The sequence below is a fragment of the Sphingobacterium sp. UGAL515B_05 genome (assembly GCF_033097525.1).
Taxonomy (GTDB): domain Bacteria; phylum Bacteroidota; class Bacteroidia; order Sphingobacteriales; family Sphingobacteriaceae; genus Sphingobacterium.
The window spans coordinates 242,646-268,198 of sequence record NZ_CP109907.1 but is presented as its reverse complement, the minus strand read 5'-3'; the positions used below and the strand labels follow the sequence as shown (position 1 = coordinate 268,198).

Here is a 25,553-nt window from a genome sequence, read left to right as displayed (position 1 = left end):
TAATTTTGAAAAAATAGTAGATCAGTTATGAGCAAAAGAACCCAAAAAACTAATAGTATGAATTTTTTTTCAACAATAAGACTAGGCGATCTTACCTTAAAGAACAGAATTGTGGTATCGCCTATGCAACAGTATAGTGCAATACCCTGGCAATACCAACCTGCATTTTAATTTTATCTGATCCTATGGAAAACCAAGGCGCTTCCGCTGTAATCACACATCATATTCTGGATGATAAAATCTATGAATATGAAAAATGGCTTGAAGAGATTATGCCATTAACTAGACATGCAAAGGGCTTTATTGATCTTCAGATCGTAAGGCCTATTCCTCAATTGACTTTTGTATATACGATCATTATTCGTTTTGACACGGTCGACCATCTCAAAATGTGGCTAGAATCGACGGAGCGGAAGCGCTGGATTGAAATGGTTGAGCCACTATTTCGTCGTCACGATCACTATCAGATCCAGTCGGGTTTAGATTTTCTTTTTGAAGTCCCAGCGAATAGTGCAAAAATCCCTCCTCGCTGGAAACAATATCTTGTCACTTGGTCTGCAATTTATCCATTATCCATTTGTACACCCATGTTACTCGTGCCATTATTGCGCGCTTTGAATTTATCCTTCAATCACTTTTCGGATACACTCTTAATCTCTGGTACGATTGTGTTTTTGATGGTCTATGTTGTCATGCCAAAATATACAAAGCTGATTCGTAAATGGCTAAATAAATAGTCTAAGGTTGGCTGTGTTGAACGATAATTTCTGCCTTTTCAAGGAATTCTGAATCTAAATAATTTATGATGTATGAGAGAGACAGCTCAAAATGATTTTTGGATCGGAAACTCATTCCTTAAAGGACTTCCGGAAAGTCAGATCTTTATCAAACCTGAAACTAAATAAAACAAATTTAACTGTTCGCACCTTTATACTATGGTGGCACAGATCTAGTTATAAATATATAAACAGGCAGACTGGAATGCCAATATTGCTTACACTTTAAAGATATTAGTATGTTACAAAAAAATGATGTTGCCCCTGATTTTACCTTGTATGCGACCCCCGATCAAAAAATTAGCTTATCAGAATTCAAGGGACATAATGTGATCTTGGCATTTTACCCTGCAGATTGGAGTCCGGTATGTAGCGATCAGATGGCACTATATAATGAAATGCTCAAGTATTTTAAGAAATATGATGCCGAAATTATGGGTATTTCCGTTGACAGCAAATGGTGTCATTTGGCGTTCGCTCAGTCCCGAAAACTACATTTTCCACTTCTAGCCGATTTTGAAGCGAAAGGAGAGGTCGCCAAAAAATATGGTGTTTACGATGAAGAAGAAGGTGAGTGCAAGCGCGCACTCTTTGTGATTGATAAGGAAGGGGTTATTGCTTGGAGTTATCTATCTCCGACGGCGGTCAATCCAGGTGCAGACGGTATTATCGAAGCATTGGAGAATCTTAAATCAAAATAATTATGTCATTGAAACCTAAGGTCAGCAATGCTGACCATATATTGGGAAATGGCCAGGCCGAGCTGACCATTGTTGAATATGGGGATTATCAATGTCCACATTGCGGTGCAGCTCATCCCGTAATAAAAGAAATGATGGCCGAACTGGGAAGCCAGATCAGATTTGTATTCCGCAATTTTCCACTGTCGGAAATGCATCCTTATGCAAAACCTGCAGCATTGGCGGCGGAAGCGGCAGCACTGCAGGGAAAATTTTGGGAGATGCATGACGCTATTTTCGAAAACCAGAACTTGCTGAGTGCGAGATTGCTTTTGGATATCGCCGAGCAACTGGATTTGGACATGCCAAAGTTTAAATCTGATTTGCAGGACGAGGCGTTACAGGACCGTGTGGATGGCGATTTTGAAAGTGGTATGCTGAGTGGCGTTAATGGGACACCGACATTTTTTGTCAATGGACAGAAATTTGACGGTGGCGCGGAAGATCTGGTTCAAATATTAGGTGAAAACTGAATATATGATTATTATTTAAAAACAGGGGCGCACACGACGAGAAGCCTTTTGCAGGAAAATAGAACCTATCGTAAAAAAAGAATGACACGACTGTATAAATAAGGATATATCGTTGTTTTACTTGTTGAGCTTATTTGTAACCCAATTCAAAAGACCTGGATTAAATTTTTTTGGATTGCAGATTGCAATTCCACCATCAAATACTGAAAACTATTAAATTATTCATCATGGCAACATTCAAAGTTCAAGACGGAACAGAAATTTATTACAAAGACTGGGGAACAGGACAACCGATCGTATTTCATCATGGTTGGCCTTTATCCAGCGACGATTGGGACGCGCAGTTGATGTACTTCCTCGAAAAAGGGTACCGTGTGATCGCACACGATCGCCGGGGTCATGGTCGCTCGACACAGACGGCGACAGGAAATGAGATGGATACCTATGCGTCGGATATTGCACAATTGGTAGAAGCATTGGATTTAAAAGATGCCATCCATATTGGCCACTCAACAGGTGGTGGCGAGGTCGTCCGCTACATAACCAATCATGGTACTTCTCGGGTTTCAAAAGCTGTATTGATCAGTGCGGTTACCCCAACCATGGCCAAGAGTGCAACAAACCCTGATGGCGTACCTATGGAGGTCTTTGACGAAATAAGATTGAATACTGCAACACGTAGACAACAGTATTTTCAGGATTTTACCCTCGCTTTTTATGGCTATAACCGCGATGGAGCAAATGTACAGCAAGGCGTGATGGACAACTGGTGGCGGCAAGGAATGATGGGCGGTATTAAGGCTCACTATGATTGTATCAAAGCTTTCTCTGAAACTGATTTTACGGAAGAACTTAAAAAAGTCTAGATTCCTGTCTTAGTATTGCATGGTGAAGATGATCAGATCGTACCTATTGATATAACGGGCAGAAGAGCGGCTAAGTTAGTCCAAAATGGTACTTTAATTACCTATCCTGGTTTTCCACATGGAATGCCTACGACGGAAGCAGAGACCATCAATAAAGATATCCTCGCTTTTATCGAAGCTTAATAGGTCTATTGCCGCAATTAAAACTAAAAGGTGCTGACTCTCTTGTTCGAGTAGCACCTTTTTGCTGTTTTATATTTGCATACCGTATTTTACTGATCGTTGTTTTTAGATAAAAAATAGCAGATTAGCATCAGTATCCCCGCAAATACAACGGAGCTTAATCCCAGCTGCTTGCCGAGAAAAGCACCCGAAAGACAGCCAATAAAAAAGCCAGATAACGTGATAAGCTGTTTTCCTAGGCTGATTGGGTTATCCGTTTTTTTGAATTTGTTGGCGATCAGCACACATAAATCCAAGGACGCCTGAGTAACATTGCCGGTCATAATGGTCGTAGGACCATAGGTCTCTTTAGCAAATAGTTTACCGAACGCATTTTGCATCCCCAGCGCAAAGACAATAAGCATGACGATACTATACATCCATGTTTGTGAACTTTGAATGGGTAGCACGATCGCTAGCAATCCGGCAACGAACAGCAGGATGGCTTCAACAAAAAGAACGGTATTTTTTTTGTGTGACCGTGCGCTAAGCCAACCGCCAGCCATGACCGATAAAATAAACACCGGAAAGGTGGCCAATTTGATCCAGGCCATCGCATCGCCACCATTAATCAATTGGTAAGCAAAGACGACAAAGTTGCCTGTAACGTGGGCCGAAAATATTTTGTCGGCAGCAACAAAGGTAACAGTGTCGCAGTAGCCTCCTACCAGCGTTAGGACCAGTGTTGTTAGTTGCGTGTGGTTTGAACTTCCCATAAGTTTTATTGATTTGTTAGAAGTTGGAAAATATAGTAGTCTAAGGAGTAGGTTCCAGGCCCAGTAAATAGGAGCAAAAGGAGACAGATGCTGTACATAAAGGGTACGTCGCGTACCTCGCGTGAATCGCGGCGATGAACAACGAAATAACCGATTACAGTGACGCCAATGGTCGGTAGGATAACAAGGCGGCCAAATAAGCCCAGAGCAATAAAAAAGGGAACGGTACTGTCCGCAAATTGCGCGATTAGGGTATTGAGTTTCTCCGGTAAATTTAAAGGATTCGCGACTTCCTCTGCTTGCCCTCCAGCACCACCAGTACGGACCTTTTTGAGGCCATGAACGGTTAGCAGCTCCCAGGCCAATAGTATACGGAAAACAAGGATGGCTGAATTATTGACCGTATTACCTAAGTCGGTATACAAAAGTTTTTGAATAAGTTCCATTATTGTTTTCTGTGTTAAAAAGCAAAGCAAGAGCAACCTAGGGCGCCCCAGAATGCAGTATAATTGTTAAGGGCTATGTTGCTGGTCCGGGCCTGGTTGTGTTCGTGTCCATGTACCTGACAGCTGCCGCTGCATAGGTGAACTGTGTTCAGGACAGCACTTGGTGTTGCATCGGACTTGAATTGGTTACTTTGCCCTGCTTTTGTAAGGCTGTAATAGCCACCATAAGTTTTTGTTGGGGACCAATCCGGTAATACAGGGATAGGCGGCGGAGAGAAAGAATTAAAATCTCCTGCGGCATATACAATCTTGCCACCTACAATAGTTAGCTCGGATTCTATGGCTTTAATATCTTCATCGGGTACGGCGAAATAGTCATTGTTAAGTACAGTCAGATCAGCGAGCATACCGACTGCGATGTCTCCTTTTTTCTGCTGTTCCTGTGAAAACCAGGCGCTTCCCTTCGTATACAACTGTAAGGCTGTAAGACGATCGAGCCGGCTATCATTATACAGCTGGAGGCCACCTATTGTTTTACCTGAAGTAAGCCAGTACATCGATACCCAGGGATTATAACTGCTCACACGTGTTGCATCAGATCCACCTCCAACGGGAACTTCCATTGCCAGCATTTTTTTGATGGGTGGCGTATGTTCTGCGGCAGCTTTTCCATAACGTTCGGCAAAATATTCACCTTGGTAGGCCATGCGGCTTTGGATCGCTATACTGCCGCCCAAAGCTTTGGTACGTTCAATGTTGCGCTCATCAATGGTTTCGGCATGATCAAATACCCAGGCAAGTCCATCGAATGGAATATCGCGATTTACTTTTTCAAATACATCCAAAAAACGGCTTATGCTCTCATTGTAAGTAGCGTGTAAACGAAATGGCCATCGATTACTTACGAGTAGACGGACGACTTTTTCGAGTTCGGCTTCCATATTTTCCGCAAGTTCAGGCCTGGGTTGAAGGAAGTCTTCAAAATCTGCAGCCGAGAATACGAGCATTTCGCCAGCACCGTTGTGTCGGTACATATCATCTCCCTGGTAGACGGGAATACTTTCGATCCATTGCTGATAATCTTCATATTCCTGTTTGGGCTTTTGTGTAAATAGATTGTAAGCAATACGAACAGTAAGTTGCTCATCGCGATGCAAGTCGCTAATGACCTGATAATGCTCGGGATAATTCTGAAAACCACCGCCCGCATCAATGACACTTGTAATTCCAAATCGATTGAGTTCTTTCATGAAATGACGTGTCGAATTGAGCTGTTCTTCGTAAGGTAATGCCGGCCCTTTAGCCAGGGTAGAATAGAGGAGCATGGCATTCGGAGAAGCGATAAGTAAACCTGTAGGATTACCTTGTGGATCGCGTTCGATGGTTCCTCCGGGAGGAGCAGGCGTATCTTTCGTATACCCCACAGCACGTAAGGCAGCCGCATTTAAGAGTGCGCGATCGTATAGATGAAGGATGAAGACTGGAGTATCGGGTGCAATGGCGTTGATTTCTGCTAAGGTTGGCATACGACGTTCGGCAAATTGAAACTCGGACCAGCCACCCACCACGCGAACCCATTGGGGATATGGCGTACGGTCAACTTGCTCTTTAAGCATCCGTAATGCATCGGCTAACGAAGGGACACCGTCCCAGCGTAATTCAAGATTGTAATTGAGCCCACCACGAATGAGGTGGATATGGGAGTCGTTGATACCAGGTACAACCCGCTTGCCACCGAGATCAATTAATTTGGTACCTGTGCTGGCGAAGGGCAAAACATCTTTGTCCGATCCTACCGCGACAAACTTGCCTTTATGAACTGCAACCGCTGTCACTTGTTGTTGTGCACTACCAAAATGGGTTATTTTTCCATTATATAAGATAAGATCTGTTTTCATGATTTTATTATTTAGTTGTGTAGAGAAGAAATAGCTTTTTTGATACCTTCGCCAGCGGTTTCGAAGAATGCAGGTCCGGCCAGCAAGATGATTTTACGTAAAGAAGGTGATTCGTCGAGCTGTTTTTTAACAAGCCAAGTTTGGGCTCGGAAAGCTTCGATGCTACCAAGTACAACATTTTCGGCTACTAATGCTGTCGGGGAATCTATTCCGGCATCTTTGAGGTCGCTGGCAAAACTGAAATCACTGACACCAAGGCGTAACGCTTCACGCATCGCCACATGAGCGACATCCTTCATGAGTTCAGGTCTAAAGTCTTCCCGTTTGCCTAGTCCGATTAACAACAGCTTTTTACTTGCAAGTGTGCCCTGTTGGCTCGGAGTTAAAAGCAGCGTTTCGAGTGCATGTCCCTTAAATTTTCCTGTTTTACGTATTTCAGTGAGTGTGCCATGTAAGGCTTCATCTAAATGTACAAGTCCATTCAATGCGGCAGGCAATGCTGGAGGGGAGATGAAGATATCACCTTCGGTATATTCAAATATACAGGCAACCTGTAGATCACTTGCTGCTGTCGAAGGACCTTGAACGAGGCCTTCAATAGTGAGCCCATCGACATCACCCCAGATGGTACTTGTTCCTATCGCTGTCGTTTTGTTGGGAACTGCTGCCTTTGCTTGTGCAAAGGACTGTATGGGAGTGACTGCAAGGGGGCCAAACAACGCGATTAGTGCCCATTGAAATGCTTTCTTTTGAAAGAGTCTCTTTGTTGTTTTCATGTTTTTAGAATTTAAAGGCGATTCTGCTATTGAAGAAAATGCCATTTTTTGGTGTGCTAATGATGTCTTCAATGAAAGCGCCGGTTTTGAAATATTGAATACCTGTTACTAGCGACAGTTGCTTGCTGGCAGCGTAGGTGAAATTGGCCAGATAAGCCGTGCCGATATAGCGTTTACGCGAAACAGATCCAGCCAGATTGAATGATCCGCTTGGCCTGTATACACCATCCTGTAGGGTATGCCGCCAGTTGAAAACGACGTCAACCTGCATCTTGAGTTTGGAAAGGAGATCGAAAGTGGCGTAGGGATGGATATCAATCAGATTAACAGGGCCTACTTGCGGGCTGAAGCCAAAATAGCCTCCTTTTGGATATATTGGATTAAAAGTTTGTAGATTTCCATCTCCAGCCTTTTTGTCTCCCGAAATATAGTCGTTGCGTAGATTTATGGATGGTCTGAGCATCGTATTTTCAAAGAGGTAACCGATATCGACGGAAGCGGTCCATGCTGCTATCTTACTTTGGCCAAAAGATCCAAATTGATAAGCCCCTTCAAGGTTATAAATAAATCCGCCGCCATATTTCCATACCCGGGCTCCTAGGGTATGACGGATCTCCTGTGCTATACCTTCCTCGAAAACCGAACGATCGCGATAGATGCCGATGTAATATAAATCGAGATTGGCCTGTTGAGGAACAATAAATTTACCGTATGCTCCCCACAAGTTCACCTGTTTGGAGGGTTTATTGTCAAATACACCCGGTCTAATGGTATCTGCCATCATGGCAAATGCTTCAATATTCACTTTACTGCTGTTGTAAGCTAGTTTTGCTCCAGTGAAATATCTTCGGGCATTCGGGCCTTCACCGACGGAGATTAATCGGCCGGAGCCATAGTCAAGCTCCTGCCTGCCAAGGCGAATCAATACTGATTTATCATTTTGTTTGAACAGCGTTCCATCGATAAATAGGTTCTGTACATTCAGTTGGTCTTCATCGATCTGGCGGGAACCGTTTTTACGACCATGCTGTAGGGCCGAGCGAAGCTGGGTGAAAAGACGGAGACGCGTTCCGAAATGTAGATCGGCGTGCATGCTATAACGTTGCAGTAGAAAGTTGTTATGCCCAAGTTGTATGCGTCCCCAGTCTTCATTGTTAAAATCGACGTATTCCAACCGTGCCTCGCCACCCATCGAAAGCCATAATTTACCGTTCTTGGTTAATGGGCTATATTTAAGCTTTTGATTACCATGTCGTGTACTGTCCGCGAGGTAGCTGTAGTCTTCCTCAAAACGCATTAATTTATAGGTCTGCGCCTTGGAAAAATGCGGAAATAGGCTGATTATCGACAATACGACGGCCGCCTGACGGATGTAGTTGAATATGGTCTGTTGCTTTTGCACGAGTTATGATTTGAATGATTTTTTGCCGTTGAATTAGCCGTGTTTTATCATATTATGGGCGTAATGAATCCCTAAGCCATAGCTGCCACCATGTTTTTTCATTAGATCTGTTACTGCAACATAGGTTTCTTCACGTGCCCAATCCCGTTGTAGCTCCAAAAGGTATTGAATGGAAGTAATGGGATGCACACCAGCCTGAATCATGCGTTGGATGGCACGTTCGTGGGCTTCGTGACTGATATCCCCACAGGCATCCGTGATGACGTATACTTCGTAATGTTCGGCCAATGCAGAGAGTGCCGGACCAACGATACAGACACTTGTCCATAAGCCAGCTAAAACCAGCTTCTGTTTTCCAGTGCCGGTGATGGTACGATAAGCACCTTCGTCTTCCCAGGTATTCATGCTCGTACGGTCAATATAGGTATTGCTTGTCTGCGGATAGACTTCCTCAATTTCCGGAAATACCGGACCTGAGAAACTTTCTTCGGCAACCGTTGTAACAATGGTAGGAACGCTGAAAATTTTGGAAGCTCCACAGAGAATAGCGACGTTTGTTCGCAACTCTTCCATGGTGATACTCTTTGTGGCAAAAGCCATTTGACCTTCGAAGTCAATGAGGACCAAGGCATGATTGGTCGGAGATAATAGTGCAGGTGATGGTTTCATAAATATGTATTTTATTGTTATTTAATGCGACATCTTTTCAGTTTATCATGGATCATTTCCATGGGAATATCGCATGCAATCAAAGTTAGGGGGCTATATGTTATTGCACGTTGAACTAGTTTAAGAAATGGAAAAAGGTGAAATTTCATAGGAACAATTGATTTTGCTCTACAAGCTATAGGCTAAGAGGATGATACTAAGTCGTTTTTGAAGGGATATATTTATTGCTATGATGAAATTTTTGATCGTATTCGCTTAAGTCTATCCGATTTTGAGTAAGTTTATGCGTATACAGTTATTGCCAATGAATATAGAAATTAACTTACCTGATTATGCAGATGCCTTGGGAGTGCAGTCTTCTTGGGAAGAAGGGTTTGAAATTGCGAGTAAAATAATAGCTGATGAAATTGTAATTACTGCAAACCGGCAAGGACTTATATCACTGGCCAAACAGCTTTTGATATTGGCACAGGATGATGTGCCGATAGGTGCACATGTCCATTTGGATGAAATAAATTCTTTGGAAATGGAATCTGTTCCTCTGATTTTACAGAAAGTATAGTCCCTCAAAAAAATGTGATGAAAGTATTTCCATTAAAGACTTGTTTATTGTTATTAATCGTCTGCTATGTCACTTCAATTGTGTCTGCTCAAGAGATTTTGTATGTGTTTCCAGATTCGATTGAGAAATTGCTGGCTCAACAAGTGGGCAAGTGCCGATTTAAGAACGAAAAGGAAAGGATTTATCTAAGCTTGGATAGGAATGAAGAAATTTATTTGTTGAGGCTGGGGACCTATTACAATGATCGAGATGATGATTTGACCCGTTGGATTAAAGGTAGTAATCGCGTGGGGCTGGTCAATACAATGAAATATCCGTTATTGCTTGATATGGATTTTGATTTTGGAGCACCCGATAGGAGCGCTGTTGGTACTTTTGGAAAAAGAGAGGGTGAGACAAAACGTATTCAGGTCCTTATGCATGGTTATTACGTGAGATTTAATAAAAATGGAAAGGTCTTGGAGGATTATCTAGATAAACCATAAAAATAATCTTCTCTTATAAAAGTGCCTTGGAGGAACTTTTATAAGAGAAGACTAAGCTCTCGTTGAGTGCTACTTTGGGTATGGCTGCTATCTTCTTTCTTGATAAACGCCAATTTCGTTTACGACCGCATGGCCTTTTTCAGGTTTAATGCTGAAACGTAATTTTTGTCCCAGTACTTCCTCAAAGCGAAAGATCTTGATGCGGCCCTGTTGTACCGCTGTAACCGCGATAGGATGCCATTTACCATCTTTCAGATAGGATAAGTTATACTGTGAAGGATTGTCTTTTCCCTCCGTAATAACAACACTATTGAAGGCTTTACTACGTTCAAAATCCAATTCATACCATACTTCACCTTTGACTGCCGGATTGGAGACCCAGGCACTACCAAAGTTATCGTCGTTGGCAAAATCCATAATGTTCATGTCATCACTCCAGCTACTGTATGAAGGCACTTGTTTGGCAATATTGTGATCGACTATAGGTGCCTGGTAACTTGGTAATGCACTGTAGTTGGGTTTATTTTTGTATAATGTACCGATTGTCTTCAGTGCGTCAAGTGCATTTTGATCCATCAGACCATCACTACTTGGTGCTACATTGAGCATAAAGTTGCAATACGCGTTGTTGTACGGAATTACAAACTTTTCGACCAATTCATTGACGTTTTTAACTGGGGTGTTTGGAAACGAAGTTTTCCAGAACCAATTTTGCTGTAAGGGAAGACAGGCCATTGCCGGCAGTTTGTTATGCTCCTTAGAAATAAATTGACCGGCGCCTTGTTCGTACGATTTGATATCGGTGTAAAACAATGCATCACCTGGGTATTTTGCCGAATTGAGATCCATCAACAAACATTTCGGTTGGAGCGATTTGACAAGATAGTAGATATCATCAAAAGGAACGTCATCATACGAAATTCGCGACCAAGGGGCGTCCCATCCATCGATGACCAAGGCGTCGATTTCGCCATATTGGGTCAGTAATTCGGTCAGCTGATCTTTGATCAATTGGATATATGCTTTCGTAATGGTGTGTGGACGTATGCCTTGATGCATATCCAGAATGGAATAATACAGCATGACACGTAAACCATTTTTGCGGAAAGCATCCGTAAACTCTTTGACAACATCGCGATGTAAAGGTGTATTCATCACATTATAATCTGTTGTTTTGGTATTCCAGATAGGGAAACCACTATGGTGTTTGGTGGTAAGGCAACCATAGGTCATGTTGGCCGATTTGGCGGCTTTAGCCCATTGATCTGCATCGAGTTTTGGCGATTTGAAGAGTTTAAGTGCGGCATTGGGGTCTGACCAGTCTTGTTCCATGAAGGTCGGCATGCCATAATGGATAAACATCCCGAACCCAAGATTGACAAAGTCGAGCTGCCTTTGTTCAAGAACCTTCTTTGAAAAACCGGATTGTGCCATTAGCGGGTTGCCCAGTAAAAGAAAAGATAGGCAGTAAAGTAGAAGCTGTGAAATTTTGGACATAATTTACAAAGTTGTTATACCGTAAAGGTAAGGTATGTATGTACTATTTTAGCCTAATGGAAACCTAACGAAAGCCTAATAAAAGCCTAATGAATATCTGGATTCGACAAATTGATGTTATTTTTAAACCATGAAGAGTACCGGCAAGAATATATATCCCTGGGCATTTGGAACAAGCTTTCTGATTCTGACGGTTTTGATCGGTTTTCTTATCTTCAACACCTATAAACTCGAAGATAAGAATTATCAGATTGGACAGCTCAACCGGATTCAGAATGCATATGGAGCTGCTATTATGGACGATAAGATATTCCCTGGCGGGGATGCCATATTCCAAACCACATTAGTGCCTTGTTTGCCGATATGGTATGAAAAAAAAATAAATGACTCCGCAGATGCAGACGAGTACGGTAGCCGTTGTATGAATGACTTTTTGGATCGAATGCGAAGGCAGCAGTCGTTAGACAGTATCTTTCGTCAGATTGTACATGCGCAACGGCTTGATACGACACTTGTTTACCTATTTCATTTTGATAAATTGGAAATATATAAGTCAAAAGATCGTATCTGGAAGACTTTTTATGAGGCTGCAAGTAATGATCGTACAGGTCTAATCAGTGGTACCCTCAAACGCGGGACGGACAATAATAGGGTATTTCAACTGTCTGTTAGTGACAAAAATCCGATTCCTTATCGTTTTACGTATAGCCTCTACGTTGATTACGAAAATAGAGACTGGCGTATTGTCCAACGTATGGTGCCCGTGTTTTTACTCTCCTTAGCCTGTATTGTTGTGATCGTATTATTGAGTTATCGAACCTATAGCAATTGGATCAACCAACGCAAACTTGCAGATCTGAAAACGAGTTTTCTGAATCATATGCGCCATGAATTTAATACACCGCTGACGACGATTTTGATCAGTGCACATAGTTTGATCGACCGTGAGACAGGAAAAGACGATATGGAGGTGACACAACTTGGGCGCATCGTGGAAAGACAAGCCAAGCGGCTCAAAGCTTATTTTGAACAGGTCATGGGAGCTGTTGCGTTACAGGAACAACAGACTAAAATCGTATCGGTTTCTATTGATCGGTTGACACAGCAAATATTAGATGAACTTCAGTTGCGCTACCGAGGAGAAATTGAAATTCAATATGAACCTCTTGTTGCTGATGTGAAGATAAACCTTGATGAAGATTATTATTTTTCAATCTTAGATAATTTGGTTTCCAATGCGATAAAATTTAACAATAATCATAACAAGATGATCCGGTTTACCTGGAAACAGCGGGATCATCAATATAGTCTCAGAATAGCGGATAACGGGATTGGGATCGCTACTGCAGATCAGAGAGCTATATTTACAGCATTTTATAGAGGGAAATTAGCAGGCAATAAACCTGGACTGGGGCTTGGACTTTATTATGTTAAATCTTACTTGGATAGGTTGGGTTGGAGGATTCATATCGAGGCGGGTAAGTCTGGTTCCGGCACTATTTTTTATATTTACATGGGCAACTAAGTATTCAATGACAAAAGACAAGATTGATATCCTTTTGATCGAAGACGAACCTGATTTGGGCGAAGTTTTCTCACGTTATTTGCGATACAAGGGCTTTACGGTACGCTGGGAAAGTACAGTGCAAGGAGGCTGGGCGGGTTTTCAGGCTTATACGGTCAAATTACTTATTATTGATGTGCAGTTACCTGACGGCAATGGTTTTGATCTGGCGGAGCGAATGATACAATTTAATCCTGGGCAACCCATTTTCTTTTTAACAGCACTTCATGAACGTACATCGCGGCTCAAAGGGCTTAGTTTGGGTGCTGTTGATTATATTGCCAAACCCTTTGACATGGAGGAGATCTTGTTAAAAATCCGTAATTTATTGACCGTTGCGAATGTGACCGAATCGGGAATCCTATCTGAAACCGAGCTGAAGATTGGAGAACTATCCCTCAACATGGAGCAATACAGCTTGAGCGATGGAAGGGGCGGTTGTCAGAAATTAACGGTTCGGGAAGCTGAATTGTTGGGGCATCTTATCCGGAACAAAAATCTACTTGTCAATAAAAAAGAGCTTCTACTTCAGTTTTGGGGCAATACGGATTTTTTTAATGGCAAAAGTTTGGAAGTTTTCATTTCGCGCTTACGTAAAGCTTTGCAGCGGGATGATAACCTTCATATTGAAAGTATCTATGGAGTAGGGTATATATTGCACGAAAATAAAACTGTTCAAGACGTTTAAAAAAACATCAAAAATATTTTACTGGAACGTTTATGCTATACGAAAATATTCTTAAGAATGTGTCAAAGTGTATTACCTTGACGGAAGAGGAAATCCAAATTTTTACGGGATTGTTAACGGTACGCAAGGTGCCCAAGAAAACACTACTGTTGCAAGAAGGGGAGGTTTGCCAATTTGAGGGATATCTCCAAAAAGGCTGTGTCAGGATTTACTATCTTGATGAGAATGGTTTTGAAGTGACCCTTGCCTTTGCTGTCGAGGATTGGTGGATTAGTGATATTGCATCGTTTCATTACCATACGCCATCAAGTTTATATATGGAAACGCTGGAAGATAGTGAACTACTGGTGTTAACTCCGGAAACTAAAGAAACACTTTTGCTCGATGTTCCCAAATTTGAACGCGTATTTCGGATGCTCGTGCAACGTAGACTAACCGTTCTGCAGAATAGACTCATCCACACGATGGCAAAACCCGCTGCAGATCGCTACCTGGAATTTATCGCTTTGTATCCGACCATCTCCCAACGGATACCACAATATTATATTGCTTCTTATTTGGGGGTATCACCTGAATTTGTGAGCATTATTCGTAAAAGACTTGCCACGAAAAAATAACTATATCCTACTTTTTAGTTCATCATTTTTATCATCCTATTTTTATTTCGAGCTGCTTATCTGGGTTAAAATAACTTAATAAAAGTTAAGAAAACATCTTAATAAATGTTATTGGAGGGGGAGCAGCACACATAGTAGCTTTGTAAAGTCATCTGGAAATGATTTGAACAGACACTGGCTAAACCTATAGATTGATGCTTGAGATTAAGCGGGATGTGTTGGTAAGTATTTGTTTGCCAGCTGTTGATCGAGCTCTTAAGTATTACCAGGAGCTAGTGTTTGTTTCTATGACTTTGGATGATCACAGAATGTTTTTTTTTATATAGTAATTAATTAAAAAGTAAGAGAAATGGCAAGTTTTCCAATTCGTGATCAAAAAAATGATCATCTTTTAACCCCTGAAAATTCAGCATTGGTTATTATCGATTTTCAACCAGTTCAAGTGAATTCGATTAATTCGATGGACAGACAATTGTTGGTGAACAACATTGTTGGTACTGCTAAAATGGCGAAGTTATATAATTTGCCAATTGTGTTAACGACAGTGAATGTATCTACTGGCTTAAACGAAGATACCATCGGTCAATTACGAGAAGTTTTGGATGGTGTAACCTCAATCGACCGTACTTCCATCAACGCTTGGGAAGATAAAGAATTTGTTGCAGCTGTAAAGGCAACTGGTCGTAAGAAGTTAATTATGGCAGCACTCTGGACTGAAGTATGTCTTGCATTCCCGGCACTTGATGCGCTAAAAGAAGGTTTTGAAGTTTATCCTGTGGTAGACGCTGTAGGTGGTGTAACAAAAGTTGCCCATGATGCAGGTTTACGTCGTATCGAACAGGCAGGTGCTATTCCGGTAACCACACCTATGTTGTTCTGTGAAATGCAACGTGACTGGAACCGGTCTGAAACTGCAGCAGGATTCATGAACCTATTTATTGAAACTGGTGGTACAGCAGGTCTTTCTTTCTATTCCCACCTGCACAAGTAAGATGGGATAGACAGAAATGTTGATTTTGAATACTCATTTTCTGTTTTAACATTTTTTGTGACAGTGGGCTTTTATATAGGTCCGCTGTCGCATTTTTTTTGGGATTACCCCTATAAGCCTATCTTTTATGGTAATAAAGCAAATTGGGGCAACAGTAAGTTTATTCTTCACCTTAGTAAAACTTGAACCTCAAAAAATAAATAAACATATTTTATTATTAAAATAAGCTATTCAATGCGCTATAAATTTGAAGAACCAATTATTGGAACTGGCGGGACGACAAAGTATCAATGCGAAATGAAATGGCGTAACGGCCGCTTTATCGTTGATGAGCCAGTAAAAAATGGTGGTCGTGATTTAGGACCAGACCCGTTTACGCTATTATTGAGTTCACTTACATCCTGTACAATTATCACGCTACGGATGTACATTGATAATAAAGGCTGGGATGTAGCGAAAATTGTTGTCAAATCCAATTTATTTCAGACTACCTCAGGCGGAAAGACAACTTATGTGATCGATCGGGATATCTCCTTTCCGGAAAGTGTATTGTCTTCCGAACAAAAGGACCGTTTGTTGGAAATTGCACAGCATTGCCCCATTTCAAAACTTTTGGAAGGCGATACAAAAATTAGAACCTTCTTATATCATGACGAAGACGTTGAAAAGAAAATGCATTATAGCAATGAAAATCTGACGGTCGTATGGAAGCCCGAGTTGTGTAAACATTCAGCCCGCTGCGTGACACAGTTACCAGCTGTGTTTAATTTAAAGGAACGTCCATGGATTAATGTGAATGGTGCAGACACAGCGGCGTTGATTGAACAAGTAAAGCGCTGTCCTACTGGGGCGCTTTCTATTGAATACACGAACTCATAGTAAATTGAGAATAAATTTTCTTTCCAGTTAGGCCTGAAGAAAAACAAGACTCGGGCTATCTCAAAGGTTTCAAGCTTAACCTTTATTAAGTTTCAAACTTAATAAAGGTTATTTGTGTGTACTTGGTCGAGATGGTAACTTTGAGTTCATATACTATATAAAAGTAACCAAAGAAACTAATGCAAAAAGATTTACTTTTAATATTAGGTTTACTGATGATCGTGATGTTATTGGTCATGGTAGCCCAACGTATACGGATTGCATATCCAATTTTTCTCGTGATAGCGGGTTTAGGGATAAGTTTTATTCCTGGGGTTCCGGAAGTTAAGCTGGATCCTGAGGTCATTTTCCTGTTCTTTCTTCCTCCTATTCTTTATGAGGCCGCCTGGTATACTTCCTGGAACGACTTTTGGAAATGGAAACGCCCAATAGCATTTTTAGCACTGGGCTTGGTGCTGGTTACTTCTTCGGTGGTCGCCTATGCTTCAACGGTTTTGATTCCTGGATTTACGTTGGCCTTGGGCTTTTTACTGGGGGGCATCATTTCTCCACCCGACGCGATAGCTGCAACGACCGTGCTGAAGGGGATGAAAGTTCCGAGACGGACCGGTACAATTTTGGAAGGAGAGAGTCTCGTGAACGATGCCTCCTCACTTATCGTATTTCGCTTTGCACTGCTAACGATTTTTACGGGAACATTTTCTATTCAGGCAGCAGTGGGACAATTCTTTGTTGTGGCCGGAATGGGAATTGTAGTCGGAATCCTGCTGGCTCACTTATTTTACGTGATCCATCGTTTTCTGCCCACAACACCAGCAATTGATGCTACCTTCACCATCATAACACCGTATGTATTGTATCTGACAGCGGAACATTTCCATTTTTCTGGGGTTATGGCTGTGGTGAGTGGAGGCCTGTTTATGTCTTTCCGCTCCCATGAAATTTTTAAAACAGGTATGACACGCGTGAATATGGTAGGTGTCTGGGAAACACTTATATTCACGATGAATGCCCTGTTGTTTATCATGATTGGCCTTGAGTTACCCGAAGTCATTCGCGGACTAGGCGAAACCTCTATCGTGCAGGGTATTCAGTACGGGCTCATCATCAGTCTGATTGTTATTGTAGTCCGAATTTTGTGGGTATATCCTTTGGCTCACGTGCCCCGTTGGGTAAGCTCAGCGGCTAGAAAAGATGTAAGTCCGGGTTGGAAAAATCCGCTTATTATCGGATGGGCTGGCATGCGTGGTGTGGTCTCCTTGGCGACGGCTCTATCAATTCCTACAGTAGTCTATGCGCAAATGGCATTTCCTTTTAGGAATTTAATCATATTTATCACCTTTATTGTCATCTTTATTACACTGGTATTTCAGGGATTAACTCTACCCTTACTTATCAAATGGATAAAAATAGACGAAATAGATCCTGTATCGTCGTCACATGAACAACAAATGGGGATACAGAAAATCTTGGATCAGGTCGCCAAGGATGAGCTGGAACGCAACGATGCATTGCAGATTGAACAGAACAGTTTCTTGAGAAACTTGAATCAAAGACTGAACGATAACCTGGCCATAGAACAGTTGCATTTGACAGCCACAGAATTGCACGATCAAAAACAAAAGGAACTTAATGAATATCACGGTATTTTGGCGGATATTTTCAAATTACAACGAAAAGCACTTGTTAATATGAGAAAGCAAAAGCTGTACAGTGAAGAAGAAATTCGGAAAGCAGAATCTTCTTTAGATCTGAAAGAGTTAAAAATAGCTGGTTACAAACATTTTTAACATTTTTGTGTATTAACGTACAACGTATATGTGCTTTTTATTTTGATAGGAACAATTTAAAATGGATACAAAACTTTTATTAGACAATATTTCAAAATACATCGACCTTACAACAGAAGAAGAACAACGTTTCCTTTCTATGTTGCACTATAAAAAAGTCCGAAAAAGACAGCTACTCGTTGAGGAAACGGAAATCAATAAATATATCAATTTTGTAACGTCTGGTATTCTTCGTATTTTTTTACGAGACAGTAAAGGCTTCGAACACAATCTCCAGTTTGCCCCTCCGGGCTGGTGGATAGCGGATGTGAAGAGTTTTATGCGTCAAAATCCTGGCGAATTAAACATAGAAGCAATCGAAGATAGCGAGGTGTGTCAAATTTCAAAGGTCGATTTAGATCAGCTATATGATGTTCATCCCAAATTTGAACGCTTTTTTCGTATTCTCGCCGAAAATTCACTTGCGGCCTACCAGCAATTGTATGTCAATAGTATGGGATTCACGGCGCGAGAGCGTTACGAAAGTTTCTGTAAGCTCTATCCCTCTCTGGTAATGCAGCTACCGCAGAAGTATATCGCTTCATTCATTGGTGTCACACCTGAATTCTTTAGCAAGATGATGTTTCAAATGCAAAAAAAGAAATAGAGGTAAAAAATAAATAGAGAAGGGTAGTCTGCCGTATAGGTAGCTACCCTTTTTTATTGCTTTTCCTTAAACTTCATTAAGACAAATACTTAATATTTGTTATTGGAGGATCGGCATGTATTGACCTACTTTTATAATCGTCAAAAAAATCGAGTGGAAACAAGATAATTGACCTATTGGGGCTTCCTTTGAGGAAGTGGAAATCTACTATGTAAGTGCAACAAGAAATGCGAAAAAGTTTAGGTATATGTGTGCTATTAAGTTTATTCTATATGAAACTTAATGCCGAAAATCGGTCTTATTTTGAAAGATCTGAAATTTTCTCAGCGGATATGGGGCCTGTCCCAAAAGACACACTGGGAGATTGGCTGCTGGAACGGATAAAAAATATTCCGCTGAATGAGAAAAGAGATAGTTACTTAAGTTTTGGAGGGCAATTTCGACCGCGGATGGAAACAACCCGCCATGCCAATTGGAGTAGATCCGCTGAAGCAAATGAAAACTATTACTCCCAGCGAATTCAATTTTATGCAGACGTACACTTAAAAAAACACCTCCGTTTTTATGGGCAGTTGCAGCATGGCTTGATCTCAAGAAAGGAACCCGTCTACACACAAAGTGATAAATTGGACTTGAATCAGGCCTTTGTCGATTTGACATTCAACGTCACTCCTAGAGCTTTACTGACCATTCGAACTGGGCGACAGGAAGTCTTCTTGGGGACAGGCAGGTTAATGGCAACCCGCGAAGGACTCAATATACGTCGGAGCTTTGATATGGAGCGCATTATGTATGAGGAAAAGAAATTTTCGAGTCAAGCCTGGTACGGCCGTGAAGTAAGAGTGCCTACAGGAATATTTGACAACTCTTCCGCACATGGAGCGTATACCTGGGGAGTTTATAATGTATTAAAATCAAGTGAACTTGTTGGGGGATCTACAGATTTTTATTATTTCGGTTATAAAGCCGACAATAAATACAATGCAGGCGGCGGCCATGAAACAAGGAATACCATTGGCTTTCGTCGTTCGGGGTTAATTGCCAATCGTTTTCGGTATAATTCCGAGGTAAACTATCAGTTTGGTAGTCTTGCAGATAAACGTATTCGAGCATTTTCAATCGAAGGGGATTGGCATTATATTAAGAAATTGCAAGAAACTGCAATGGACTATGGGATCAAGTTGGATTATATTTCGGGCGATAGTAAAGTTGATGATAACCATTTGGGTACTTTTAATCCGATGTTTAACAATCCTGCATATTTTGGTTTGATCAACCAAATTGCGGCCATGAATATGTTCGATGTTCATCCTTCGGTCGAATTCGTCTTCAGAGATAAGTTTAAAACGATCTTGGAGGCCGATTTTTATTGGCGGGCGCAGCTCGATGACGGATTGTATTCTTCGTCGCGAGCGCTACTGCGACGCGGCGACCAGACAAATGCACGCTACATCGGCTGGCAGCCTGGAGTAAAGTTAGAATATCGATTTGCACCTAATCTACTGCTTTCTTCCGAGACCTATTTTTTTGCGGCCGGACAGTTTATAAAACAAACAGGCGAAAGTGCAAGCACCTTCTACAATGCGCTTACATTGAAAATTGATCTATAAGGTTGATTGTTGTTGTTGTTGTTGTTGTTGCTGCAAATTTGAGCTTTTGAATGTATCACATTTGAGCTGTATACCAAATAAATGTTCGGGAAGATAATGGATATTTGTTATCTTTAGATTCTGTTTATTGATTCTGAGAAATTGGTAAATATTGTCATATAAATTGGTAAAAGATAGCAATGAGCATCGAGGAAAAAGATTTTGGAAAAGCTTTTTTATATTCCTGTTATGTCGAGAAAGCATTTGGGCACGAACAGTTCATTCCCGAACATGTTGTTTTTTTTCAGCTATCTGGTGAAACACATCTGGACCATCAGAAAGGAAAATTGGTGGCGGCAGAAGGTCAGATTGTAGTTGCCCGTAGAAACCAACTGGCGAAAGCTTTTAAATATCCCGCAGAAAATAATGTTTATAAATCTGTTTCAGTATTACTGGGGGCTGATCGGCTGAAGCAATATGCGATGGACCATCACCTTAATTCAGACAAAAAGTATCAGGGTGAGTCCAATGTTGTACTGGAAAGTAACCTGTTTATAAAAAGTTATTTTGAGTCGCTGACCCCCTATGCGGAAGCCATCGACCGAGTAAGCCCACAGATGGAAAATATAAAGATCTACGAGTTGATCACCTTGTTGTTGGAAAGCTATCCACAGTTAAAAGACCTGCTTTTTGACTTTTCAGAGCCGCATAAAATTGATCTCGAGCAGTTTATGGTTAAAAACTATCGGTACAATGTACCTTTAGAAAACTTTGCGAAACTAACAGGGCGGAGTTTAGCAAGCTTTAAACGTGATTTTGAGAAAATATTTCAGACATCGCCCCGAAAATGGCTGCAAGAAAGACGTCTTTCTGAGGCTTATTATCTAATTGAAAATAAGCGGCAAAAACCTGCTGATTTTTATCTTGATCTGGGTTTTGAAAACCTTTCTCATTTTTATGCTTCTTTCAAGGAGAAGTTTGGCATAACACCAGCGACTATCAATTCCGTTGCTTAAAACTATTTCCGCCACCAATAACTAGGTGTTAAAGGTGGCTGATCGAGGTCGATGACCTGGCCGATCATGGGGGTAAGCAAGGGCTGTTGTTGTCGTATTGCTTCCTTGGAAATACGTTCTAAAGGTTCATTCCAGGCATGATTGGCCAATACAAACTTGGACGAATGAACCGGAAACAGTAAGGAAGCTTTGAGATCATGTGCCGCTTGGACAACCTCTTCCGGCATCATGTGTATATGTTTCCAGCTAAGGTCGTATTGGCCATTTTCCAATATAGCCAGATCAAAAGGACCCAATTGATTACCTATCTCTTTGAAGTGGTTATCGTAGCCGCTATCCCCGCCTAAATAGAGCCGCATGGAAGGTGTCTGGAGCGCATAGGATGCCCATAATGTATTGGCAGTAAATATACTGCGGCCTGAAAAATGTCTGGCGGGTGCAACTGTTACACTGAAACCATCACCCAAATTTATTTCGTCCCACCAATCTTTTTCGATGATCTGTTCAGGACGATATCCCCAATATTCAAGATGGGAGCCAACACCAAGACCAACAATGACTTTTCCAACCCGGGTTGTAGTGCCTTTAACGTCTTGTAATCCATGTGATCATAATGGTCATGTGATATGAATAGATAGTCAATCGGCGGTAGGGCAGATACGGTAGAGACATCGGCTCCCTTAAACGCTTTTACACTTCCTGGAATAGGGGAAGCACTGCCGCTAAGGACAGGATCGACGAGTATGTTCTTACCATCGAGACGAAGGAAATAAGAGGAGTGACCAAACCAAACAAGCCCATGAGGCTGACGTAACAACTTTTCCCAGTCGATATCCACTGTTGGAATAGTGTGTTTGGGACTTGTTTCATTCGAGCGTTTAAAAAAGTAATCGTATAGGGCGACCGTCCAGGGCTGCGTGAGCTGTGGTGTGGGGCTGCTATTCTGGAATTTTCCGTTTTTAAACTGTTTCGATAGCTGTATGCGTTGAAGTCTTTCACCCGAGGGTCTTTTGCCGAATTGTGGATGCATCATATATAGTCCGATAAGAGCGATGAGAACAGTCAGTCCTAAGATTGTTCTTTTCAAAAACCGAAGCCACTTATTGCTGTTGTTTCTTGTTGTCATCTGCATATTGTATAACAACAAAGATAAGACTGCTGAGACAGATCTATTTTTGCTGATAGCTCAAATTTATGTGCTGTATGGCTCATTTCGGCAGATTCTCCGATCCACAATATTAAGAAAGCCTTAAAGCCCACAAAAAATTCTTCTTTTACGCTCAGGAGCTGGCTGGATTACAGTTGGTTGGATTATAAAAAGAAGGGGGCGTTCAAAAGATTGAACAGCCCCCTTCTTTTTAGCCTTTATAAGGTTTTTTAGCAGCTTCGATGAGCTCTTTCATTTCTAATTTAATATAATCTACATTTGGAGTAGATCCTGTAAGAAAATAGCGTATATTCCCTTCCTTATCAATAATAAATTTTGCTGGAATTCCTTTGACTCCGAATTTCGCGGCCATAACTTCTCCGGTTTGTGGATCTTTTTGATCGTCATAGAGAACTTCAAAAGGATAGTTATTCTTGGTGATAAAGGATATCACATTTTCTTTATAGTTCTTATCGCGCTCCCAGGTATTCATGAATAAGAATTGTACATCCTTATCATCTGCATAAGAGTCCTGTGCTGCCTTCATTCCTGGGAATGAACGGATACATGGCTGACACCAAGTTGCCCAAAAATCCAATACCACAACTTTTCCCTTTAAACTGGCTAGGGATACTTTTTCACCTTTAAGATTGAGTAATTCAAAATTAGGTGCAGGTTTAAAAGTTGCCATTTCTTTGATATGGTTGCGAATGTTTTGCGTTAACTCTATTTTTAAGGATGCATTAAAATTCTCGTAGCCTTGAACAGATCCGTTCAATTCAGTATATAATTTTTTAAGATCATTTTCGACCGCAAATTGTCCTTTAGCATATAACTTGGTGAGAATATTATATGCCTCAAGCTTTCTTCCTGTGCCCATTAAAGATTTGTAGTATACCATTGCTAGACCATCCGCTTGCTCTGGTGCTGCATTTAATGCATTTTCTATATAACCTTGTGCTTCGGTAAATTTTTTCTGTGAAACGAGTATATTGACATAAGCTGACATGGAGCTTGCATACCCCATGGCCGCAAACCGGGCCTTATTGTCTTTTTGATCCTCTGGAAGGGTTAAATAGTAATAACTATCATCCATAGCGGTTTTTAAGAGTGTTGCTGCAGTAGTCGTATCACCTGTTCTCAGGAGGATTTGACCAACAGGGATATATCCATTTCCGCGCCAGAATCGTTCTTTCATTTCTTCTAGATAATATACTGCTTTTTGTGCATTCCCATCGTTCGCAAAACTTTGTGCTAAATTAGCCAATACATAATCATAAGTCAGTGGTTCTTCCTTGAAGTTTTTAACTGGCCATTTTTTGATAAGGTCGTTATAAGCTTTTTCTTTTTGTACTGGCGTACTTGCATTGTAAAAAACATCTGTGATAAAGGCATCACGGGTTAGTGATCCTTTTGGATATTTTTTCTTAGCCAGTACTTCTGCAGATGCCTGCAGATCTTCTTTCCCTAAAGAACGCAAAATGTTGATTGTAGTACGGTAGTCTTCTTCTGATTTATAAGTCTTTAATTCGCTCATTAATACATTAGCAAGCGAATCCTTTTGTACCAACGTACCTTTTTCTATAATTGGGAGATACTGTTGGTATTTGTTTTTTGCTGGTTGTTGTGCAAAAGATGCTGTTAGCGAAAACACCAACGCAGCCGTTAAGATTTTTGTTTTCATTTTTTGTCTGTATGATTTTTTAAATTCATTAATCTTGGTATCCTGGATTCTGTGTCAGTTTATTGTTGATCAAAATCTGGGCTTGTGGAATGGGATACAAGACATCCGTGGCCTGCCAGTTTGATTTGATTGGAGACAATACAGCGGTAGCACGATCGGTCCGCTTGAGGTCGAGCCAACGATGGCCGAACTCACCGAAAAATTCGTGCAGGCGTTCCATTTCTATTGCAGATAGTAATTGTGTTTGGTTTAAGCTTGAATTAAGTCCTGCAAGTCCAGCGCGAGAACGGACAGCATCCACATCTGTTCGGGCTTCGGCAAGTTTTCCCAGTTTAGCCCTCGCTTCTGCGCGAATAAGATACTGCTCGGCTAAGCGAAGCATAATATGGTATTCGGAACCTGTTCCCGAGGATACTTTATATTTGGTTATGGCATAATAGATTTTGTTGGAGACCGTCTTTGAACTTGTCCAATTTGTTTTTCTTAAGTCAACCGTCGGAGATGTCTCAAAGCTATTATACACAGCGTCCGGTAGGGTGTAGCCGGGTGTAGCTGTAGCCGCGGTAATATAGTTGGAGCCAAATGTCGTTACTCCCGTTTGACTGCCAAGTTGAAGGATAACCTCATTACTTGAGTTTACAAAATTTTTATCTGGCGTCGGCATGCCATAATCAGATGACTGTAATACTTTGGTCGCATAAGATTCGGCATTTTGATAATCCTTTTGGTAAAGATAAACTCTTGCCAATAATGCACTTGCAGCAGCTTTGTTAGCTCTTCCTCTCGGGCTTGCTGTTGCATCATAGGCCGTCGCCATCTTACTTTCCGCATCTTTTAGATCAGCAATAATCTGATCATATACTTGCTGTGCAGAAGTTCGTGGAAGAATTGCATCTTCAAAAGCGTGGAGGTCATCACGTAATTGCAATGGCACATCACCATAAAGGTTGACGAGATAGAAATAGGTATAGGCCCTAAAAAATTTCGCTTCGCCCAGGAGCTGATCTTTTACACTTGGGGTAAGGCTGGTGGATGCTTCGAGACCGGATATCGCATTGTTTGCATTCTTGACAAGTTGGTAACAATTTGACCAGAAATTAGCGACATTCCCATTTGTGCTCAGCAGGTTATTGCTGGCGAATTCCGAGGTATTTGCATCAGCCGCATTGTATTGAAGGTCGTCTGCAGCGATTCCCGTGTAAAAGGTTGAAGTCCCAGCGAGATTGATGCTTAATGCTGTGGTATACAATCCGCGTATGACACTATTTGCAGAAGCATCTGTGGAGAATGCTTCGCCAGCTACAACTTGTGTCGGTGGAGCGCCCAATTCCACAAATTTTTCGCAGGAGCTGGTCAAAAGAGTTCCACTGGTAATTGCTAATAATAGTATATTTTTATTGATGTTTAATTTCAT

Annotated in this window: 23 protein-coding genes and 2 pseudogenes; 15 read left to right on the top strand and 10 right to left on the bottom strand. The window is 41.3% G+C overall.

Features of this window, described 5'->3' with window-relative positions:
* Positions 1–185: 185 nt before the first annotated feature.
* The 4 genes and pseudogenes from OK025_RS00990 (at position 186) to OK025_RS00975 (ending at position 3,038) form a co-directional block, all read left to right on the top strand.
* Complete coding sequence (locus OK025_RS00990; protein WP_317667949.1) at positions 186–737, top strand: hypothetical protein; 552 nt, start codon at positions 186–188, stop codon at positions 735–737.
* Between the two features lie 278 nt (positions 738–1,015).
* On the top strand, positions 1,016–1,477 hold the full coding sequence (locus OK025_RS00985; RefSeq protein WP_317667948.1) for a redoxin domain-containing protein: 462 nt from the start codon (positions 1,016–1,018) through the stop codon (positions 1,475–1,477).
* A gap of 2 nt (positions 1,478–1,479) precedes the next feature.
* A complete protein-coding gene (locus OK025_RS00980; protein WP_317667947.1) occupies positions 1,480–1,989 on the top strand; it encodes a DsbA family protein in 510 nt (169 codons plus the stop codon).
* 227 nt (positions 1,990–2,216) lie between these two features.
* Positions 2,217–3,038: pseudogene (locus tag OK025_RS00975) on the top strand (alpha/beta fold hydrolase).
* A gap of 89 nt (positions 3,039–3,127) precedes the next feature.
* On the opposite strand, the gene OK025_RS00965 reads toward OK025_RS00975, so the two are convergent.
* Genes OK025_RS00965 through OK025_RS00940 form a run of 6 tightly spaced genes read right to left on the bottom strand, consistent with a single transcriptional unit; the run spans position 3,128 to position 8,984 of the window.
* Positions 3,128–3,793 (bottom strand): YoaK family protein, encoded by a 666-nt coding sequence (locus tag OK025_RS00965; RefSeq protein WP_317667944.1) that lies wholly within the window; start codon positions 3,791–3,793, stop codon positions 3,128–3,130.
* Between the two features lie 5 nt (positions 3,794–3,798).
* Positions 3,799–4,239 (bottom strand): DoxX family protein, encoded by a 441-nt coding sequence (locus tag OK025_RS00960; RefSeq protein WP_317667943.1) that lies wholly within the window; start codon positions 4,237–4,239, stop codon positions 3,799–3,801.
* Positions 4,240–4,253: 14 nt separating this feature from the next.
* Positions 4,254–6,137 carry an amidohydrolase gene (locus OK025_RS00955; RefSeq protein WP_317667942.1) on the bottom strand — a complete coding sequence of 628 codons (1,884 nt, stop codon included), beginning with the start codon at positions 6,135–6,137 and terminating at the stop codon, positions 4,254–4,256.
* Positions 6,138–6,148: 11 nt separating this feature from the next.
* Positions 6,149–6,913 (bottom strand): M17 family peptidase N-terminal domain-containing protein, encoded by a 765-nt coding sequence (locus tag OK025_RS00950; RefSeq protein WP_317667941.1) that lies wholly within the window; start codon positions 6,911–6,913, stop codon positions 6,149–6,151.
* Between the two features lie 4 nt (positions 6,914–6,917).
* Positions 6,918–8,315 (bottom strand): alginate export family protein, encoded by a 1,398-nt coding sequence (locus tag OK025_RS00945; RefSeq protein ID WP_317667940.1) that lies wholly within the window; start codon positions 8,313–8,315, stop codon positions 6,918–6,920.
* Between the two features lie 33 nt (positions 8,316–8,348).
* Entirely contained in the window at positions 8,349–8,984 is a 636-nt protein-coding gene (locus OK025_RS00940) for a hydrolase (RefSeq protein ID WP_317667939.1), read from the bottom strand.
* Positions 8,985–9,288: 304 nt separating this feature from the next.
* On the opposite strand from OK025_RS00940, the gene OK025_RS00935 reads away from it, so the two are divergent.
* A complete protein-coding gene (locus OK025_RS00935; protein ID WP_317667938.1) occupies positions 9,289–9,546 on the top strand; it encodes a hypothetical protein in 258 nt (85 codons plus the stop codon).
* 17 nt (positions 9,547–9,563) lie between these two features.
* Positions 9,564–10,031, top strand: coding sequence for a hypothetical protein (locus OK025_RS00930; protein ID WP_317667937.1), 468 nt, complete (start codon positions 9,564–9,566; stop codon positions 10,029–10,031).
* Between the two features lie 87 nt (positions 10,032–10,118).
* Here OK025_RS00930 and OK025_RS00925 read toward each other — a convergent pair whose 3' ends face one another.
* Positions 10,119–11,528 carry an alpha-L-fucosidase gene (locus OK025_RS00925; protein ID WP_317667936.1) on the bottom strand — a complete coding sequence of 470 codons (1,410 nt, stop codon included), beginning with the start codon at positions 11,526–11,528 and terminating at the stop codon, positions 10,119–10,121.
* 130 nt (positions 11,529–11,658) lie between these two features.
* On the opposite strand from OK025_RS00925, the gene OK025_RS00920 reads away from it, so the two are divergent.
* The 9 genes from OK025_RS00920 to OK025_RS00880 all read left to right on the top strand — a co-directional run bounded on the left by OK025_RS00920 (position 11,659) and on the right by OK025_RS00880 (position 21,308).
* Positions 11,659–13,053, top strand: a complete 1,395-nt coding sequence (locus OK025_RS00920; RefSeq protein ID WP_317667935.1) for a HAMP domain-containing sensor histidine kinase — start codon at positions 11,659–11,661, stop codon at positions 13,051–13,053.
* A 7-nt stretch (positions 13,054–13,060) separates the two neighbouring features.
* Complete coding sequence (locus tag OK025_RS00915; RefSeq protein WP_317667934.1) at positions 13,061–13,780, top strand: response regulator transcription factor; 720 nt, start codon at positions 13,061–13,063, stop codon at positions 13,778–13,780.
* 32 nt (positions 13,781–13,812) lie between these two features.
* Complete coding sequence (locus tag OK025_RS00910; RefSeq protein WP_317667933.1) at positions 13,813–14,397, top strand: Crp/Fnr family transcriptional regulator; 585 nt, start codon at positions 13,813–13,815, stop codon at positions 14,395–14,397.
* A 349-nt stretch (positions 14,398–14,746) separates the two neighbouring features.
* Complete coding sequence (locus OK025_RS00905; protein WP_317667932.1) at positions 14,747–15,388, top strand: hydrolase; 642 nt, start codon at positions 14,747–14,749, stop codon at positions 15,386–15,388.
* A 234-nt stretch (positions 15,389–15,622) separates the two neighbouring features.
* On the top strand, positions 15,623–16,267 hold the full coding sequence (locus OK025_RS00900) for a (4Fe-4S)-binding protein (protein WP_317667931.1): 645 nt from the start codon (positions 15,623–15,625) through the stop codon (positions 16,265–16,267).
* A gap of 179 nt (positions 16,268–16,446) precedes the next feature.
* The gene (locus OK025_RS00895; RefSeq protein ID WP_317667930.1) at positions 16,447–18,057 is read left to right on the top strand and encodes a Na+/H+ antiporter; all 1,611 of its coding nucleotides are present in this window, start codon (positions 16,447–16,449) and stop codon (positions 18,055–18,057) included.
* 61 nt (positions 18,058–18,118) lie between these two features.
* The gene (locus OK025_RS00890; RefSeq protein ID WP_317667929.1) at positions 18,119–18,703 is read left to right on the top strand and encodes a Crp/Fnr family transcriptional regulator; all 585 of its coding nucleotides are present in this window, start codon (positions 18,119–18,121) and stop codon (positions 18,701–18,703) included.
* Positions 18,704–18,975: 272 nt separating this feature from the next.
* Entirely contained in the window at positions 18,976–20,313 is a 1,338-nt protein-coding gene (locus tag OK025_RS00885; protein WP_317667928.1) for an alginate export family protein, read from the top strand.
* 179 nt (positions 20,314–20,492) lie between these two features.
* Positions 20,493–21,308 (top strand): AraC family transcriptional regulator, encoded by an 816-nt coding sequence (locus OK025_RS00880; protein ID WP_317667927.1) that lies wholly within the window; start codon positions 20,493–20,495, stop codon positions 21,306–21,308.
* Between the two features lie 2 nt (positions 21,309–21,310).
* Here OK025_RS00880 and OK025_RS00875 read toward each other — a convergent pair.
* From OK025_RS00875 to OK025_RS00865, 3 genes and pseudogenes are all read right to left on the bottom strand, one after another.
* Positions 21,311–22,338, bottom strand: a pseudogene (locus OK025_RS00875) (MBL fold metallo-hydrolase).
* A 328-nt stretch (positions 22,339–22,666) separates the two neighbouring features.
* Positions 22,667–24,139 carry a TlpA disulfide reductase family protein gene (locus OK025_RS00870; RefSeq protein WP_317667926.1) on the bottom strand — a complete coding sequence of 491 codons (1,473 nt, stop codon included), beginning with the start codon at positions 24,137–24,139 and terminating at the stop codon, positions 22,667–22,669.
* A 28-nt stretch (positions 24,140–24,167) separates the two neighbouring features.
* On the bottom strand, positions 24,168–25,553 hold the full coding sequence (locus OK025_RS00865) for a RagB/SusD family nutrient uptake outer membrane protein (protein WP_317667925.1): 1,386 nt from the start codon (positions 25,551–25,553) through the stop codon (positions 24,168–24,170).